Raw genomic sequence first — 15,499 nt, forward strand, 5'->3', positions numbered from 1 at the left:
GCGGGCCCTGACCCCACAACCCTGCGTGCGCTCAGTCACCCCACCTGAAGAACCGGCCCGCCAACGCGGTGCACACCAGGCCCCAGGCGACCAGGACGGCGGCGCCGGCCCACGCGAACGACCCCTCGGCCAGGGCGGCCCGCAGTCCATCGGCCAGCCCGGCGCTGGAGAGCCAGCCGGTGGCGCCCTCGGCCCAGCCCGGCAGCCGGCTGCGCGGCACGATGACCCCGCCGAGGGCGAGGAACAGGATCCAGACGAGGTTCGCCAGCGCGAGCACCGCCTCGGCGCGCAGGGTGCCGGCCATCAGCAGGGCCAGGGACACGAAGGCCCACGTGCCGAGGACGAGGAAGACGGCGGCATACCCGATGCCCCCCACGACCGGGCGCCACCCCAGGGCGAGACCGAGCCCGCCGAGCACCACGACCTGGATGGCCTCGACGACCAGGGTGGCGATGACCTTGCCCGCGATCAGGCCACCCCGTCCGAGCGGGGTGACCCCCAGGTAGCGCAGCACCGAGTAGCGCCGGTCGAAGGCCGTGGCGATCCCCTGCGCGGTGAAGGACGCGGAGATGACGCACAGCGCGAGCACACCCGGGACCGCGAGGTCGATGCGCCGGCCTGCCCCGAGCGACGGGACACTCGTCACGCTCAGGGCCACCAGCACGATCGCCGGCAGCACGAGGGAGACGAGCAGCTGCTCGCCGTTGCGCAGCAGCGTGCCCACCTCGAACCGCGACTGGGCGACGACTCGGGCCCGCGGGGCCGCGGCGGTCGAGGGGCTCATGCGCGTCCCTTCCGGGTCAGGCCGAAGTAGACCTCCTCGAGCGAGGTGCCGTCGACGACCTCGTCCAGCGGCCCCTCGGCGACGGTCCGTCCGGCGTTCATGATGACCAGGTGGTCGGCCAGGTGCTCGGCCTCATCGAACGAGTGGGTCGTGACCACGACGGACCGGCCGGCCGCGCGCTGTTCCGCGATGATCTCCCAGACGTCGAGCCGCCCGTGCGGGTCGAGCCCGGCGGCCGGCTCGTCGAGGAACAGCACCTCCGGCCGACCGAGCAGGGCCGCGGCCAGGGCGAGCCGCTGCTTCTGGCCCCCGGACAGCCGCCGGACGGTCGTGCCGGCGAAGTCGGTGACCCCCAGCCGGGCTGCGACCTGCCCGACGTCCGCCGGGTCGGCGTAGAGCGCGGCGAGGTGGTGCAGCAGGCGCATGGGCTTGGTGCCGTTGGGCAGGCCGCCGCTCTGGAGCATCACCCCGACCCGAGCCCGGTGGTCCGCGTCGGCGCTCGCCGGATCGGTGCAGAGCACGCGCACCGTGCCGGAGTCGGGCCGCTGCAGGCCGACCGCACACTCGATGGCGGTGGTCTTCCCGGCGCCGTTCGGCCCGAGCACGGCGGTGATCGCCCCGGTCGGGGCCGACCAGGTCAGCCCGTCCAGCGCGTGGACACTGCCGAACGTGCGGCGCACGTCGTCCAGGACCACCGCTGCAGTCATGACTCATGAGTCTAGGCTCAGGGGATGCAGGATCCCCCGCCCGGGGCCCCGACGACGATCGGAGAGCAGGTCCCGTGAAGATCGACCCCGCAGCCCGACCGTTCACCGCGGCGGTGGCCGCTCCGGCGCTCGTCGCGGCGCTCGCGCGGCGGCCTCGCGCGGCGGCTGGCCTGGGCCTGCTGACCGCGGCCGTGACCCTCTTCTTCCGCGACCCCGACCGGGCCCCCGACCGGGCCCCGGTCGACGACCCCGACGTGGTGCTCGCCCCGGCCGACGGCGTCGTCGTGCATGCCGGGCCGGCCGAGCCCGGGCTGGGCCCGGCGGGGGAGTGGCAGCAGGTCAGCATCTTCCTGTCCCTGCTGGACGTGCACGTCAACCGGATGCCGTACGGGGGCCGGGTCGTGTCGGTCAGCCACCGTCCGGGCCACTTCCTGGCCGCCTACCGCGCCGCGAGCGGGATGCGCAACGAGCGGACCGAGATCGTCGTCGAGCGGCCGACCCCGGACGGGCCGCGCCGGGTCGTGGTCCGGCAGATCGTCGGTCAGCTGGCCCGCCGCATCGTCACCCGGACCGCCCCCGGCGACGAGGTGGCCACCGGGGCGCGGATCGGCCTGATGAAGTTCGGCTCCCGGATGGACGTCTTCCTGCCCGCCGAGGTCGTCCTCGCGGTCGTGCCACGGACCCGCGCGGTCGGCGGCGAGACCGTGCTGGGCCGCTTCGGGCCACCGGCCGGGGCCCGCCGGTGACCCACGAGGGAGCCCACCGCACGGGGCGTCGCGGCGCCACGCGGACCTCCCGGTGGCGGCTCGTCTCCGTCACGGGCGCCAAGGTGGTCTCGCCGCGCCGGCTCGACCCCATGACCCGGGCCCGGGTCATGCTCCCGAGCCTGATCACGCTGGGCAACATGCTCTGCGGCTTCTCGTCGGTGCTGCTGTCCTTCCAGGGCCGGTTCGCCGTCGCGAGCATCCTCGTCGCGATCTCGATCCTGTTCGACATCTCCGACGGCGCGGTCGCCCGGCTGGTCGGAGCCACCACCCCGTTCGGGCTGCAGTTCGACTCGCTGGCCGACCTGGTCTCCTTCGGGATCGCGCCGGCGGTCCTGGTCTACACCTGGGCGCTGCCCCAGTACGAGCACCTGGCCTGGTTCGGAGCGGTGTTCTGGCTCGCCTGCGCCGCCTACCGGCTGGCCCGCTTCAACGTCACGATCGACCCCCTCGCCGACAAGCGGTACTTCATCGGGCTGCCGAGCCCGGGCGCGGCCGGCGTGGTCATCGCCACCGTGTTCGCCATCGACGGCCCGCTGCAGGGCTGGGCGCCGGTCCTGCCGGTGCTGGCCAGCTTCGTGCCGGCCGTGCTCATGGCGACATCGTTCCGGTTCCGCTCGTTCCGGTCGCTGCTGACCCCCAAGCGGCTCCCCGTGACCGGGGTCATCGCCGTCGCCGTCGTCGTCGGCATGATGCTGGTGCCCGCGCTGACCGGCCTGCTGCTCGCCTACGGCTACGTCCTGACCTGTCCGCTCGGCTGGGCCACCGTCCCGATGCGGCGGCGCTGGTTCGGGCCGGACAGCGTCGCCCCGCCGCGCTACCGGATGCCCTCGGTCCTGCTGCCGATCACCGGCCCGGAGCCCGCGGACGAGACCGACCCACCCGGCGACAAGGGCGACCCGGACCGGCATCCGGACCGGTAAGGAGACCCTGACTGGAAGCCCACATCCAATTACGTCACAATGGTGTGGTGTTTTTCGCGGAGCAGGCGCCACGGGTGACGGCGGACGGCGAGGCCGTCACGCCGCTCGAGTCGCGCACCCGCTCCCGCGTGCTGCACCACGTGTCCACCGACGGCCCGGTCACGGCGGCCGAGCTCGGCCGGGCGCTCGACCTGACGCCCGCCGCGGTCCGCCGTCATCTCGACGCCCTCGTCGAGCAGGGCGTCATCGCCGAGCACGAGCCGGTGTCCGCCCGGCGTGGGCGGGGCCGCCCGGCGCGGGCCTACGTCGTCACCGCGACCGGCCACCGCGCCCTCGACACCGACTACGACACGCTCGCCGTCGACGTGCTGCACTTCCTGACCGCGCACGTCGGCACCGCGGCGGTGTCGGAGTTCGCGCGCGAGCGCGTCGCCACGCTCGAGCAGCGGTATGCCGCTCGGCTGGCTCGCGCGGGCGCCGACCCGTCCGCGCGCGCGGCGGCCCTCGTCGAGGCGCTGACCGAGGACGGCTTCGCCGCGACGGCCCGGCCGGTGGCCGCCGGCGGCACGAGCGGCGTCCAGCTGTGCCAGGGGCACTGTCCCGTCCAGCAGGTCGCCGCCGAGTTCCCGGCGTTCTGCGACGCCGAGACCGACGCGTTCTCGAGGCTGCTCGGCGTGCACGTCCAGCGGCTCGCGACGCTGGCCGGCGGCCACCACGTCTGCACGACGTTCATACCGACAGCGTTCATCCCGACCAGCGGACCGGTCCGCACGCGGCCGACGGAGTCGGGTACCGATCAGAAGACCGATCACATCACGGAAGGGTCCTCTCAATGACCACCAACATCGAAGAGCGCAATCCGGGTCTGAAGGACCTCGGGCGCTACGAGTACGGCTGGGCCGACAGCGACGTCGCCGGCGTCTCGGCCCGCCGCGGGCTCAACGAGGAGGTGGTCCGGGACATCTCGGCCCGCAAGGGCGAACCCGAATGGATGACCAAGCTGCGCCTGAAGGCGCTCACCCTCTTCGAGCGCAAGCCGATGCCGGCCTGGGGCTCCGACCTGACCGGGCTCGACTTCCAGAACATCAAGTACTACGTCAAGTCCACCGAGAAGCAGGCCACCTCCTGGGAGGAGCTGCCCGAGGACATCCGCAACACCTACGACCGGCTCGGCATCCCCGAGGCCGAGAAGCAGGCCCTCGTCGGCGGCGTCACCGCCCAGTACGAGTCGGAGGTCGTCTACCACCAGATCCGCTCCGACCTCGAGTCGCAGGGCGTCATCTTCACCGACACCGACACCGGCCTGCGCGAGCACGAGGACATCTTCCGCGAGCACTTCGCGACGATCATCCCGGCCGGCGACAACAAGTTCGCCTCGCTCAACACGGCCGTCTGGTCCGGCGGCTCGTTCGTCTACGTCCCGCCGGGCGTGCACGTCGAGATCCCGTTGCAGGCCTACTTCCGGATCAATACCGAGAACATGGGCCAGTTCGAGCGGACCCTGATCATCGCCGACGAGGGCTCCTACGTGCACTACGTCGAGGGCTGCACCGCGCCGGTCTACTCCTCGGACTCGCTGCACTCGGCAGTCGTGGAGATCATCGTCAAGAAGAACGCCCGGGTGCGCTACACGACCATCCAGAACTGGTCCAACAACGTCTACAACCTCGTCACCAAGCGCGCCACCTGCGAGGCGGGCGCCACGATGGAGTGGGTCGACGGCAACATCGGCTCGAAGGTGACGATGAAGTACCCCGCCGTCTTCCTGATGGGCGAGCACGCCAAGGGCGAGACGCTCTCGGTGGCCTTCGCCGGCGAGGGTCAGCACCAGGACACCGGCTCGAAGATGGTGCACTCCGCCCCGCACACCAGCAGCTCGATCATCAGCAAGTCGGTGGCCCGCGGCGGCGGCCGGTCGTCCTACCGCGGCCTGGTCCAGGTCCTCGAGGGCGCCTCGCACTCGGCCTCCACGGTGCGCTGCGACGCCCTGCTCGTCGACACGATCAGCCGCTCGGACACCTACCCGTACGTCGACATCCGCGAGGACGACGTGTCGATGGGCCACGAGGCGACGGTCTCGAAGGTCAGCGACGACCAGCTGTTCTACCTGATGTCCCGCGGGATGGCCGAGGACGAGGCCATGGCGATGATCGTGCGCGGCTTCATCGAGCCCATCGCGCGTGAGCTGCCGATGGAGTACGCCCTCGAGCTCAACCGCCTGATCGAACTGCAGATGGAAGGAGCCGTCGGCTGATGAGCCTGGTGGCTGACACGTCCCGCCCCGTCGACGCCGTGACCGCGGCCGGCAAGGCGCACACCGACTCGGCCGCGGCCTTCGTCCCGGACAAGTCCCGGGCCGAACGGACCGCGTCGTTCGACGTCGCCGACTTCCCGGTCCCGCGCGGGCGCGAGGAGGAGTGGCGCTTCACCCCGGTGAAGAAGCTGCGCACCCTGCTCGAGCCCGGCGCCACCGGCCGGCTCGAGTGGGACACCTTCCTGCCCGAGGGCGTCACCGTCTCGACGATCCGCAGCAGCGAGGCCCGCGAGCTGGGCGCGCTGCCGCCGCAGGACCGGGCCGCCGTCGTGGCCGCCGACGTCGAGAAGGTGACGCTGGTCGACATCCCGGCCGAGGCCGAGCTGACCGAGCCGGTCCGGATCCGGCTGATCGGCGACGACGCGGCGGTGTGCACGCACGAGCACATCGTCGTGCGGGCCGGCCACCACAGCCGGGCGACCGTGCTGTTCGCCCACCGGGGCTCGGCGCAGTACTCCCAGCTGGTCTCGATCCTGACCGGAGACGCCTCCGACATCACGGTGGTGTCCTCGCAGCGCTGGGCCGACGACGCGATCCACCTGGCCCAGCACGACGCCCTCGTCGGGCGCGACGCCACCTACCGGCACATCTCGCTCACCCTCGGCGGCCGCATCGTCCGGCTCAACGCCAACGTGCGCTACGCCGGCCCCGGCGGCGACGCGACCCTGCTCGGCGTCTACTTCGCCGACGCCGGGCAGCACCTGGAGCACCGCTCCTTCGTCGACCACAACACGCCGCACTGCAAGAGCCACGTGACCTACAAGGGCGCGCTGCAGGGCGACACGGCCCGTACCGTCTGGGTCGGCGACGCGCTGATCCGGGCCGAGGCCGAGGGCACCGACACCTACGAGCTGAACCGCAACCTCATCCTCACCGACGGGGCGCGCGCCGACTCGGTGCCCAACCTCGAGATCGAGACCGGCGAGATCGTCGGCGCCGGGCACGCCTCGGCGACCGGCCGCTTCGACGACCTGCAGCTGTTCTACCTGCAGGCCCGCGGCATCCCCGAGGACGAGGCCAAGCGGCTGGTCGTGCGCGGCTTCTTCGCCGACGTGATCAAGCAGATCCCAATGGCCGACCTGCGCGCCGAGGCCACCGCGGCGATCGAGCACGAGCTCGCGACGACGGCATACGCCGGCCCCACCCCCGAGAACACCAGCAAGGAGAACTGACCCGCATGAGCACGCTCGAGATCAAGGGACTCACCGTCTCGGTCGACACCGAGGACGGCCCCAAGGAGATCCTGCGCGGGGTCGACCTGACCGTGTCGTCCGGGGAGACGCACGCGATCATGGGCCCGAACGGGTCCGGCAAGTCGACCCTCGCCTACAGCATCGCCGGGCACCCGAAGTACACGGTCACCGGCGGCACCGTCACCCTCGACGGCGAGGACGTCCTCGCGATGAAGGTCGACCAGCGGGCCCGGGCCGGCCTGTTCCTGGCGATGCAGTACCCCGTCGAGGTCCCCGGGGTGACCGTCAGCAACTTCCTGCGCACCGCCAAGACCGCGATCGACGGCCAGGCGCCGAAGCTGCGCACCTGGGTCAAGGACGTCAAGCAGGCCATGGCCAACCTGCGGATCGACCCCGAGTTCGCCGACCGCAACGTCAACGAGGGCTTCTCCGGCGGCGAGAAGAAGCGCCACGAGATCCTGCAGCTGCAGCTGCTCAAGCCCAAGGTGGCGATCCTCGACGAGACCGACTCGGGCCTGGACATCGACGCGCTGCGGATCGTCTCCGACGGGGTCAACCTGGCCAAGGAGCAGACCGACCTCGGCGTCCTGCTGATCACCCACTACACCCGGATCCTGCGCTACATCAAGCCCGACTTCGTGCACGTCTTCGTCGACGGCCGGATCGTCGAGGAGGGTGGCAAGGAGCTGGCCGACCGGCTCGAGGACGAGGGCTACGACCGCTTCCTGACCGCTGCCAGCGCCTGAGCGGCGGCGCGCTCAGGACCGAGGGAACGGAGCCGAGATGTCTTCTACCGCAAGGCTGTTCACGGACCGGGAGGTCGCCGCGATCCGCTCCGACTTCCCGATCCTGGGGCGCGCGGTCCGCGACGGGCGACCGCTCGTCTACCTCGACTCGGGGGCGACCTCGCACAAGCCGCGCGTCGTCCTCGAGGCCGAGCGGGAGTTCTACGAGCAGCACAACGCGGCCGTGCACCGGGGCGCCCACCTGCTCGCCGAGGAGGCCACCGACGCCTTCGAGGCGGCCCGGGCCACCGTCGCCGGCTTCGTCGGGGCCCCCGACCACGAGGTCGTCTTCACGAAGAACGCGACCGAGTCGCTCAACCTGGTCGCCTACGCGTTCTCGAACGCCGCGCCGACCGACGCCCCCAAGGACCCGCGCTTCGTGCTCGGGCCCGGCGACGAGGTGCTGGTCACGCAGATGGAGCACCACGCCAACCTCGTGCCCTGGCAGGAGCTCGTACGCCGCACCGGGGCCACGCTCCGGTGGATCCCGCTCGCGCCCGACGGCACCCTCGACCTGCGTGGCCTGGACGAGCTGCTGACCGAGCGGACCAAGGTCCTGGCGGTCACCCAGGTCTCCAACGTCCTGGGCACGATCAACCCGGTCACCGAGCTGGCCGCCCGCGCACACTCCGTCGGGGCGCTCGTGGTCGTCGACGCCTGCCAGTCGGTGCCGCACCTGCCCGTCGACGTCGCCACCCTCGGGGCCGACTTCATCGCCTTCAGCGGGCACAAGATGTACGGCCCCCTGGGCGTCGGCGTCCTCTGGGGCCGTGCCGAGCTGCTCGACGTCATGCCGCCGTTCCTGACCGGGGGCTCGATGATCGAGCTCGTCACGATGGAGCGCGCGACATGGGCGCCGCCGCCGCAGAAGTTCGAGGCGGGCGTGCCCAACGCCGCCCAGGCCGTCGGCCTGGCCGCCGCGGTCCGCTGGGTCGAGCAGGTCGGCATCGAGCGCATCCACGCCCACGAGGCGGCCCTCGCCGAGCGGCTCCAGGCCGGGCTGGCCGCCCGGCCCTGGACGCGGGTGCTGGGCCCGGCGGCCGGCACGCCACGCGGCGGCGCGGTCGCGTTCGTCGTCGACGGGGTGCACGCCCACGACGTCGGGCAGGTCCTCGACGACGCCGGTGTCGCCGTGCGGGTCGGGCACCACTGCGCCTGGCCGCTGCACCGGGCGTTCGGGGTGGCGGCGACCACCCGGGCCAGCCTGGCGGCATACAACACGCCCGGCGAGGTCGACACCTTCCTGGCGGCGCTCGACCGGGTACCGGAGATCTTCGGCATCGCGGAGGCGAGCTGATGGACCTCTACCAGGAGCTGATCCTCGACCACTCGAGGCAGCCGCACCACGCCGGGCTGCGCGAGCCGTTCGACGCCGAGGTGCACCACGTCAACCCGACCTGCGGCGACGAGGTGACCCTCCGGGTCAGCCTCGTCGGCACCAGCGCCGACGCCGTCGTGCGCGACGTGTCGTACGACGCGCAGGGCTGCTCGATCTCGATCGCCTCGACCTCCGTGCTGACCGACGAGGTCATCGGGCACACCGTCGACGAGGCGCTCGACACCTACGCCGGGATGCGCGAGATGCTCACCTCGCGCGGCAAGGTCGCCGGCGACGAGGACCGGATCGGCGACGGCGTCGCGTTCGCCGGCGTCGCCAAGTACCCCTCCCGCGTCAAGTGCGCGCTGCTCGGCTGGGCCGCGTTCACCGACGCACTGATCCGCGCCGGCATCCAGGCGCCCGGCCTGACCGACCACACCACCCAAGGAGTGACCCCATGACCGAGACCACCGCCCCGCCCAACGTGGCCGACATCGAGGAGGCGATGCGCGACGTCATCGACCCCGAGCTCGGCATCAACGTCGTCGACCTGGGCCTCGTGTACGGCATCACCGTCGACGGCCAGGGCCACGTCGTGCTCGACATGACGCTGACGTCCGCGGCGTGCCCGCTGACCGACGTCATCGAGGACCAGACCCACCAGGCGCTCGACGGCCTGGCCACGACGGACCGGATCAACTGGGTCTGGATGCCGCCGTGGGGTCCCGACAAGATCACCGCCGACGGTCGCGAGCAGCTGCGCGCGCTCGGCTTCAACATCTGACGTTCGTCGCGCACCCGACGGCGACCTCCAACAATCCCGCCGCGGCCCGATTGTGGGTGCTCGGGTGCCGCTCCGGCCTCCAACTATCCAGCCCTGGTCCGATTGTGAGTGCCCGAGAGCCCGCCCGTCCGCCGCGCAGCGGACCGCGGCCGGCGTCGTGACGCGCGTCGTCGAGGTCGCCCCGGAGCGTCTCGAGCGGTGGCTCGCGGGCTTCGCCGAACGCCACGGTGGGTGCGACGCCACCCGGGAGCCCACCCCGGGTGGCGTCGTCGTGCGTGCCGTCGCGCCGGACGGGTCCACCCTCGTGGCAACGCCGTTCGCGTACACGCCCCTCGGGATCGTGCTGGTCAGACGCGGCGGGTATGCCGCTGGGCTGGCCGTCGCCGACCGGCTCGTCGCCGCGAAGGTCGGGTCACGCCACGTGCAGGGGCGCACCGCCGCGGGCGGGTGGTCCCAGCAACGGTACGCACGCCGCCGGGCCAGGCAGACCGACGAGGTCGTCGCCGCGGCCGTGCGCCACGCGCGCCGGGTCGTGCTGGGGGAGGGGCCGGACGCGCCCGAGGGGGTGGGCGGCATACCGGCCGGTCTGGTCGTCGGCGGCGACCGTGGGCTCGTGCGCGCGGTGCTGGCCCCGGCCGGGCTCGGGGCGCTGGCCGACCTGCCCCGCCGGGAGCTCTACGACCTGCCCGACCCGACCCGCGCCGTCCTGCAGACCGCGCTGCGCCGGGCCCGCGCGTACCGGGTCGAGCTGAGCGAGCCCGAGCCGCGGCCGTGACGCCGGGCGCTCACTCCACGGTGCCCACCGCGAAGGTGTCGCACCGGTTGAGGTCACCGGTCCGGTAGCCCTGCATGAACCAGCCCTGCCGCGCCTGGGCCGAGCCGTGCGTCCAGGTCTCCGGGCTGACCCGGCCGCGGGCCGCCTGCTGGATCCGGTCGTCCCCGACGGCCGCCGCCGCGGACAGGGCCGAGGCGACGTCGCGCTGGGAGATCGGCTTCATCAGCGTCACGCCGTCGCGGTCCTTCGTCGTCGTGGCGTGGTGGACCCAGGTGCCGGCGAGGCAGTCGGCCATCAGCTCGATGCGGACCGCGCCGGAGTTCGCGCCTTGCGGGTCCTGCTGGGCCCGGCCGAGGATGCCGAGCAGGTTCTGGATGTGGTGGCCGTACTCGTGGGCGATGACGTACTCCTTCGCGAGCGCCCCACCGTCGGCGCCGAACCGGTTCGCCAGCTCGGTGAAGAACGCGGCGTCGATGTAGACCTTCCGGTCGAGCGGGCAGTAGAAGGGGCCCACCGCCGAGCTCGCGGTGCCGCACCCGGACGGGGTCGAGCCGGAGAAGATGACCGTCCTGGCCGGCTGGTAGCTGCGGCCGTACCTCGGCAGCTGTCTCGCCCAGTAGTCCTGCACGCTGTTGACCGTCGCGACGACCAGGCACACGTCGTGGCGGTTGGCGTCGGCGCCGGTCCGGCACTGCGCGAAGCTCGAGTCGGGCACCTGGCCCCCGGCGGTGACCTGACCGGGCTCGAGCTGCCGCGCGCCCGGGTCGCTGCCCGACGAGGCGGCGTCGCCGGACCCGTCCCCGCCGAGGATCGACTGGCCGCCGAAGATCAGGACCAGGACGAGCAGGATCAGCCCGCCGAGCCCACCGCCGAGCCGGATGCCGCCGGGGAACCTGCCACCTCCGCCCCCACCGAACCCGCCGCCACCGAACCCACCACCACCGCGGCCGCCGGCCTCCACCTGCGAGGTGTCGAGGCGCGCGTCGTCGTTGAAGGTCATCGGCCGGCTCCTGTCGACGGCTCGGGCACCACTGCGTTCGCCACCGGCTCATCGTAGGGCGCCGGTGGGACAGTGGGTCCCCTCCGGACGCGCCCGGTGAGGCGCTCACCGGGCGGGATGGACCACCACCGCGTCTGGGTATGCGGTGGTCAGGCGCATCCGGACGGTGGCGACGTCGCCGACCTCCGGCGGGACCACGCGCTCCGGCAGGGTCAGCAGGCTGCACTGCATGTGCGGCGGCTCGGCGAACCGCGGCGTCACCCCGGCGATCTCGAAGGGGGAGCGCACTCGGTGGGCTGCCTCCAGGACGCCCTCGGCGACGGCGATGGCCCGCTGGCGGGCCGTCGCGGCGGCCGCGGGCGACTCCATCGCGACGCCGTGCGAGGTGCCGCCGCTGACGACCACGAGGTGCCCGGCCGGTTGTGGCCGTTGCCGGTAGCCGACCCGCTCGGCCCGGGACAGCGCTCGCACCTCGAGGATGTCGGCGCGCACCTCGTAGGCGCCCTTGTCGCCGAGCCACAGGTCGGTCCCGACCCGGGGGCGGAACTCCCGGTCGGGGAACCGCGCGGCCAGCTCGGCCAGCTCGGGGGGCGTCACGTGCGAGAGGAACCAGCGCCGGTTGTCCGGGACGGCCTCGACGAACCGGGCGATCTCGGCGACGTGCCCCGACCCGAGCGGCAGGTGCAGCGTGACGCCCTCGCCCCCCGCGGAGGTCACGAACCCGGGGAGCGAGCCGAGCGGCATACCGAACCGGCCCATGGAGGTGAGCCCCTCGACGACGACGCGGGCGCCGCCGTGCACCGACCGGAGGTCCGCGAGGTCGTCCGGGCTCGTCACGGTGTGCACGACCCGAGTGTTGCGCAGGTCCGGCAGGTCGTGGTGGATCACGGCGCGGTACGGCTCGAGGACCAGGACCGCTCCGCCGAAGCAGGCCAGCGCCTCGGGCAGCTCCAGGTAGGTGCCGACCGCGATCGTCGCCGCCCCGAGGCGGTGGGCCTCACCGCAGAGCAGCTGCCGGCCGAAGCCGTAGCCGTTGCCCTTGACGACCGGCACCAGACCGGGCAGGCGGCGCAGGGTCGCCTGTTGGGCGGTCCGCCAGCGGTCGCCCTGGACGTGCAGGATGAGCGCCACGGGTCACCGCCGCTTCATGTAGAGGTCGAAGGCCTTGTACAGCAAGGGGTTCAGCGGCAGGTCCCACTCGCCGACCAGCCGCACCGCCTCGCCGCCGGTGCCGACCTTGAAGCGGATCAGGCCGAACTGGCGGCTCTGCTCGTCGAGCGTGTTGGTGATGCCGCGCAGGTCGTAGACGCTCGCCCCGGCCGCGAGCGCGTCCCGCATCATCTGCCACTGGATCGCGGTGGAGGCCTGCTTCTCGCGCTTCGTCGCGCTCGAGGCGCCGTAGGAGTACCAGGCGTGCTCGCCGACCCGGACCCAGATCGTGGCCGCCAGCACGTCGCCCTCGTGCTCGGCCAGGTAGACCCGGATCCGGTCGGGGTCCTCGGCCGACATGGCGGCGTACATCCCGGCGAAGTACCCGACGCCGCGGGGGGTGAAGCCGTCGCGCTCGGCGGTCTCGAGGTAGAGCGCGTGGAAGGCGGGCACGTCGCTCGCGTCGCCGACGCGCACGGTCACGCCGTTCTTGACGGTCTTCTTGATGTTGCGCCGCCAGAGCTGGTTCATGCCGGCCAGCAGGTCCGCCTCGGTGCGCCCGGCCAGCGGCACCTGGAAGACGTACTCCGGCTGCCCGGCGCTGAAGCCCTCGTCGGCGGCCAGGTGCCGGAAGCCGAGCCGGCGCAGCAGCGCCACGACGGCGGTGCCGACCGGCTCGATGACGTCGGGGGTGGCCTGGTCGTAGCGGTGCACCTCGGGGTCGGTGATGCCGGCCTTGATCGTGGCCGCACGCCAGCGGTGGGTCGCGACCGGCGGCCCGATGCGCATGGCGAAGGCCTTCCGGCCCTTGAGGTGGTCGCGCAGCGCGCGCAGGTGCTCGACGAGGCGCGGCGAGGACCAGTCCAGGCAGGGCCCCTCGGGCAGGTAGGCGAGGGTGCGCCCGGTCCGCGGCAGGGGGCGGTGCAGCACGAGCGCGGTGCCGACCAGCGCCGCGCCCTCGAACCAGCCGAGCGACTCCGCCCGCCAGTCCGGCTTGACCTGCGCCCAGTCCGGGGTCTGCAGGAAGCTGGCCGACGGCTGGGTGCGCAGCCAGGCCAGGTGCTCGGCGGCGGTGATCTCGCGGACCGTGATGTCGCGGGCGGTGGTCGGGGCGCTCACGCTGGCTCACGCTACCCGAGGGCGGGCCCGCCACCCCTCAGCCCGGCCCAGCCCAGCCCAGATCGAGAGTGCACCTTTCCCGATCGACAGTGCGCCTTTCCTGATCGACAGTGCGCCTTTCCCGATCGACAGTGCGCCTTTCCCGATCGACAGTGCAGCAGTGCCGGGGATCTGGGAACGGATTCGGCAGGGCTGGACAGGCGCTGGCAGAATGGAGTGGTTGTCCGGCCGCTGACGAAGTGCGGCACAGAGAGGGGATCGCCGTGATCGTCGCCACCGGTATCGAGCTGCGGGCGGGCGCACGCCTGCTGCTCGAGGACGCGAGCTTCCGGGTCGACGCGGGCGACCGGATCGGTCTGGTCGGGCGCAACGGTGCCGGCAAGACGACCCTGACGAAGGTACTGGCGGGGGAGCGGCAGCCCGCCGCGGGGACCGTGACGCGGACCGGGCCGGTGGGCTACCTCCCGCAGGACCCGCGCACCGGCGACCTCGCCATGCTCGCGCGCAACCGCATCCTGTCGGCGCGTGGCCTCGACGTCATCATGCACCAGCGCACCGAGGCCGAGCAGCGCATGGGCAGCCGCGACCCGGACACCCGCGAGCGGGCGATGCGCCGCTACGCCCGGCTCGAGGTGGAGTTCGAGAACGAGGGCGGGTATGCCGCCGAGGCCGAGGCCGCGTCGATCGCCGGCGCCCTGGGTCTGGAGGAGCGCGTCCTTGCACAGCCGCTTCGCACACTGTCCGGGGGCCAGCGTCGCCGGGTCGAGCTCTCGCGGATCCTCTTCTCCGGCAACGAGACCCTGTTGCTCGACGAGCCGACCAACCACCTCGACGCCGACTCGATCGGATGGCTGCGGGAGTACCTGCGCGGCTACAAGGGCGGGCTGATCGTGATCAGCCACGACATCGGGCTGCTCGGCACCGTGGTCAACAAGGTGTACCACCTGGACGCGAACCGGTCCGCCCTCGACGTCTACAACGTCGGGTGGAAGACCTACCTGAGCCAGCGCGAGACCGACGAGAAGCGCCGTCGGCGCGAGCTGGCGAACGCGCAGAAGAAGGCCGGGGCGCTGCTCGCGCAGGCCGACAAGATGCGCGCCAAGGCGACCAAGGCGGTGGCCGCACAGAACATGGCACGCCGCGCCGAGCGGCTGCTCGCCGGGGTCGAAGGGGAGCGGGTGCACGACAAGGTGGCCAGGCTGCGGTTCCCGAAGCCGGCTCCCTGCGGCAGGACGCCGCTGCGGGCCAGTGGGCTGTCCCGCTCCTACGGCTCGCTCGAGGTGTTCACCGACGTCGACCTGGCGATCGACCGCGGCTCGAAGGTCGTCGTGCTGGGCCTCAACGGGGCCGGCAAGACGACCCTGCTGCGGATCCTCGCCGGTGTCGACGATCCGGACACGGGCGAGGTGGAGCCCGGCCACGGTCTCAAGCTCGGCTACTACGCGCAGGAGCACGAGAACCTCGACGTCGACCGGTCGGTGCTGGAGAACATGAAGTCGGCGGCCCCGGACCTCGGGGAGACCGAGGTGCGCAAGGTGCTCGGGTCGTTCCTGTTCTCCGGCGACGACGTCCTGAAGCCGGCGGGGGTGCTCTCCGGCGGTGAGAAGACGCGCCTGTCCCTGGCCCTGCTGGTCGTGTCGGCTGCGAACGTGCTGCTGCTCGACGAGCCGACCAACAACCTGGACCCCGCCTCACGAGAGGAGATCCTCGGGGCGCTGTCGACCTACGAGGGGGCGGTCGTGCTGGTGACGCACGACGAGGGAGCCGTCGCCGCCCTCGCTCCGGAGCGGATCCTGCTGCTGCCCGACGGGGTCGAGGACCTCTGGGGCCCGGACTACCTGGACCTGGTCGCCCTGGCCTGAGTCGCGCGGTCCCGTAGGCACC

The 15,499-nt window shown here is 72.6% G+C and carries 16 protein-coding genes; 11 read left to right on the forward strand and 5 right to left on the reverse strand.

What is annotated here, in order from left to right:
* Positions 1-31: 31 nt before the first annotated feature.
* Both WMI84_RS11300 and WMI84_RS11305 read right to left on the reverse strand, forming a co-directional pair.
* On the reverse strand, positions 32-784 hold the full coding sequence (locus tag WMI84_RS11300; protein WP_347353180.1) for an ABC transporter permease: 753 nt from the start codon (positions 782-784) through the stop codon (positions 32-34).
* Positions 781-1,491 carry an ABC transporter ATP-binding protein gene (locus WMI84_RS11305; RefSeq protein WP_347353182.1) on the reverse strand — a complete coding sequence of 237 codons (711 nt, stop codon included), beginning with the start codon at positions 1,489-1,491 and terminating at the stop codon, positions 781-783. Before WMI84_RS11305 ends, WMI84_RS11300 begins: the two co-directional genes overlap by 4 nt.
* A gap of 74 nt (positions 1,492-1,565) precedes the next feature.
* Here WMI84_RS11305 and WMI84_RS11310 point away from each other — a divergent pair, with 74 nt between their 5' ends.
* The 10 genes from WMI84_RS11310 (at position 1,566) to WMI84_RS11355 (ending at position 10,347) form a co-directional block, all read left to right on the forward strand.
* A complete protein-coding gene (locus WMI84_RS11310; protein WP_347353184.1) occupies positions 1,566-2,237 on the forward strand; it encodes a phosphatidylserine decarboxylase in 672 nt (223 codons plus the stop codon).
* The gene (gene pssA, locus WMI84_RS11315; protein ID WP_347353186.1) at positions 2,234-3,178 is read left to right on the forward strand and encodes a CDP-diacylglycerol--serine O-phosphatidyltransferase; all 945 of its coding nucleotides are present in this window, start codon (positions 2,234-2,236) and stop codon (positions 3,176-3,178) included. Before WMI84_RS11310 ends, pssA begins: the two co-directional genes overlap by 4 nt.
* A 47-nt stretch (positions 3,179-3,225) precedes the next feature.
* Positions 3,226-4,014, forward strand: a complete 789-nt coding sequence (locus WMI84_RS11320) for a helix-turn-helix domain-containing protein (RefSeq protein ID WP_347353188.1) — start codon at positions 3,226-3,228, stop codon at positions 4,012-4,014.
* On the forward strand, positions 4,011-5,432 hold the full coding sequence (gene sufB, locus WMI84_RS11325; RefSeq protein WP_347353190.1) for a Fe-S cluster assembly protein SufB: 1,422 nt from the start codon (positions 4,011-4,013) through the stop codon (positions 5,430-5,432). Before WMI84_RS11320 ends, sufB begins: the two co-directional genes overlap by 4 nt.
* Entirely contained in the window at positions 5,432-6,664 is a 1,233-nt protein-coding gene (gene sufD / locus WMI84_RS11330) for a Fe-S cluster assembly protein SufD (RefSeq protein ID WP_347353191.1), read from the forward strand. Before sufB ends, sufD begins: the two co-directional genes overlap by 1 nt.
* A 5-nt stretch (positions 6,665-6,669) precedes the next feature.
* Positions 6,670-7,431 carry a Fe-S cluster assembly ATPase SufC gene (gene sufC / locus WMI84_RS11335; RefSeq protein ID WP_347353193.1) on the forward strand — a complete coding sequence of 254 codons (762 nt, stop codon included), beginning with the start codon at positions 6,670-6,672 and terminating at the stop codon, positions 7,429-7,431.
* A gap of 37 nt (positions 7,432-7,468) precedes the next feature.
* Positions 7,469-8,767, forward strand: coding sequence for a SufS family cysteine desulfurase (locus tag WMI84_RS11340; protein WP_347353195.1), 1,299 nt, complete (start codon positions 7,469-7,471; stop codon positions 8,765-8,767).
* Complete coding sequence (gene sufU / locus WMI84_RS11345; protein WP_347353197.1) at positions 8,767-9,249, forward strand: Fe-S cluster assembly sulfur transfer protein SufU; 483 nt, start codon at positions 8,767-8,769, stop codon at positions 9,247-9,249. Before WMI84_RS11340 ends, sufU begins: the two co-directional genes overlap by 1 nt.
* Positions 9,246-9,572, forward strand: coding sequence for a metal-sulfur cluster assembly factor (locus WMI84_RS11350; RefSeq protein WP_347353199.1), 327 nt, complete (start codon positions 9,246-9,248; stop codon positions 9,570-9,572). The genes sufU and WMI84_RS11350 overlap by 4 nt, the downstream gene beginning before the upstream one ends.
* 157 nt (positions 9,573-9,729) lie before the next feature.
* Positions 9,730-10,347: an acVLRF1 family peptidyl-tRNA hydrolase gene (locus tag WMI84_RS11355; protein WP_347353201.1), complete on the forward strand. Its 618-nt coding sequence runs from the start codon at positions 9,730-9,732 to the stop codon at positions 10,345-10,347.
* 10 nt (positions 10,348-10,357) lie between these two features.
* Here WMI84_RS11355 and WMI84_RS11360 read toward each other — a convergent pair whose 3' ends face one another.
* From WMI84_RS11360 to WMI84_RS11370, 3 genes are all read right to left on the reverse strand, one after another.
* Positions 10,358-11,347: a neutral zinc metallopeptidase gene (locus WMI84_RS11360; RefSeq protein ID WP_347353203.1), complete on the reverse strand. Its 990-nt coding sequence runs from the start codon at positions 11,345-11,347 to the stop codon at positions 10,358-10,360.
* Between the two features lie 105 nt (positions 11,348-11,452).
* Positions 11,453-12,478, reverse strand: a complete 1,026-nt coding sequence (locus tag WMI84_RS11365) for an alanine racemase (protein WP_347353204.1) — start codon at positions 12,476-12,478, stop codon at positions 11,453-11,455.
* A gap of 3 nt (positions 12,479-12,481) precedes the next feature.
* Positions 12,482-13,615, reverse strand: coding sequence for a peptidoglycan bridge formation glycyltransferase FemA/FemB family protein (locus tag WMI84_RS11370; protein WP_347353206.1), 1,134 nt, complete (start codon positions 13,613-13,615; stop codon positions 12,482-12,484).
* Between the two features lie 263 nt (positions 13,616-13,878).
* Here WMI84_RS11370 and WMI84_RS11375 point away from each other — a divergent pair, with 263 nt between their 5' ends.
* Positions 13,879-15,477: an ABC-F family ATP-binding cassette domain-containing protein gene (locus WMI84_RS11375; RefSeq protein ID WP_347353208.1), complete on the forward strand. Its 1,599-nt coding sequence runs from the start codon at positions 13,879-13,881 to the stop codon at positions 15,475-15,477.
* Positions 15,478-15,499: the final 22 nt, after the last annotated feature.

It is taken from the genome of Intrasporangium sp. (genome assembly GCF_039812505.1).
GTDB lineage: Bacteria > Actinomycetota > Actinomycetes > Actinomycetales > Dermatophilaceae > Intrasporangium_A.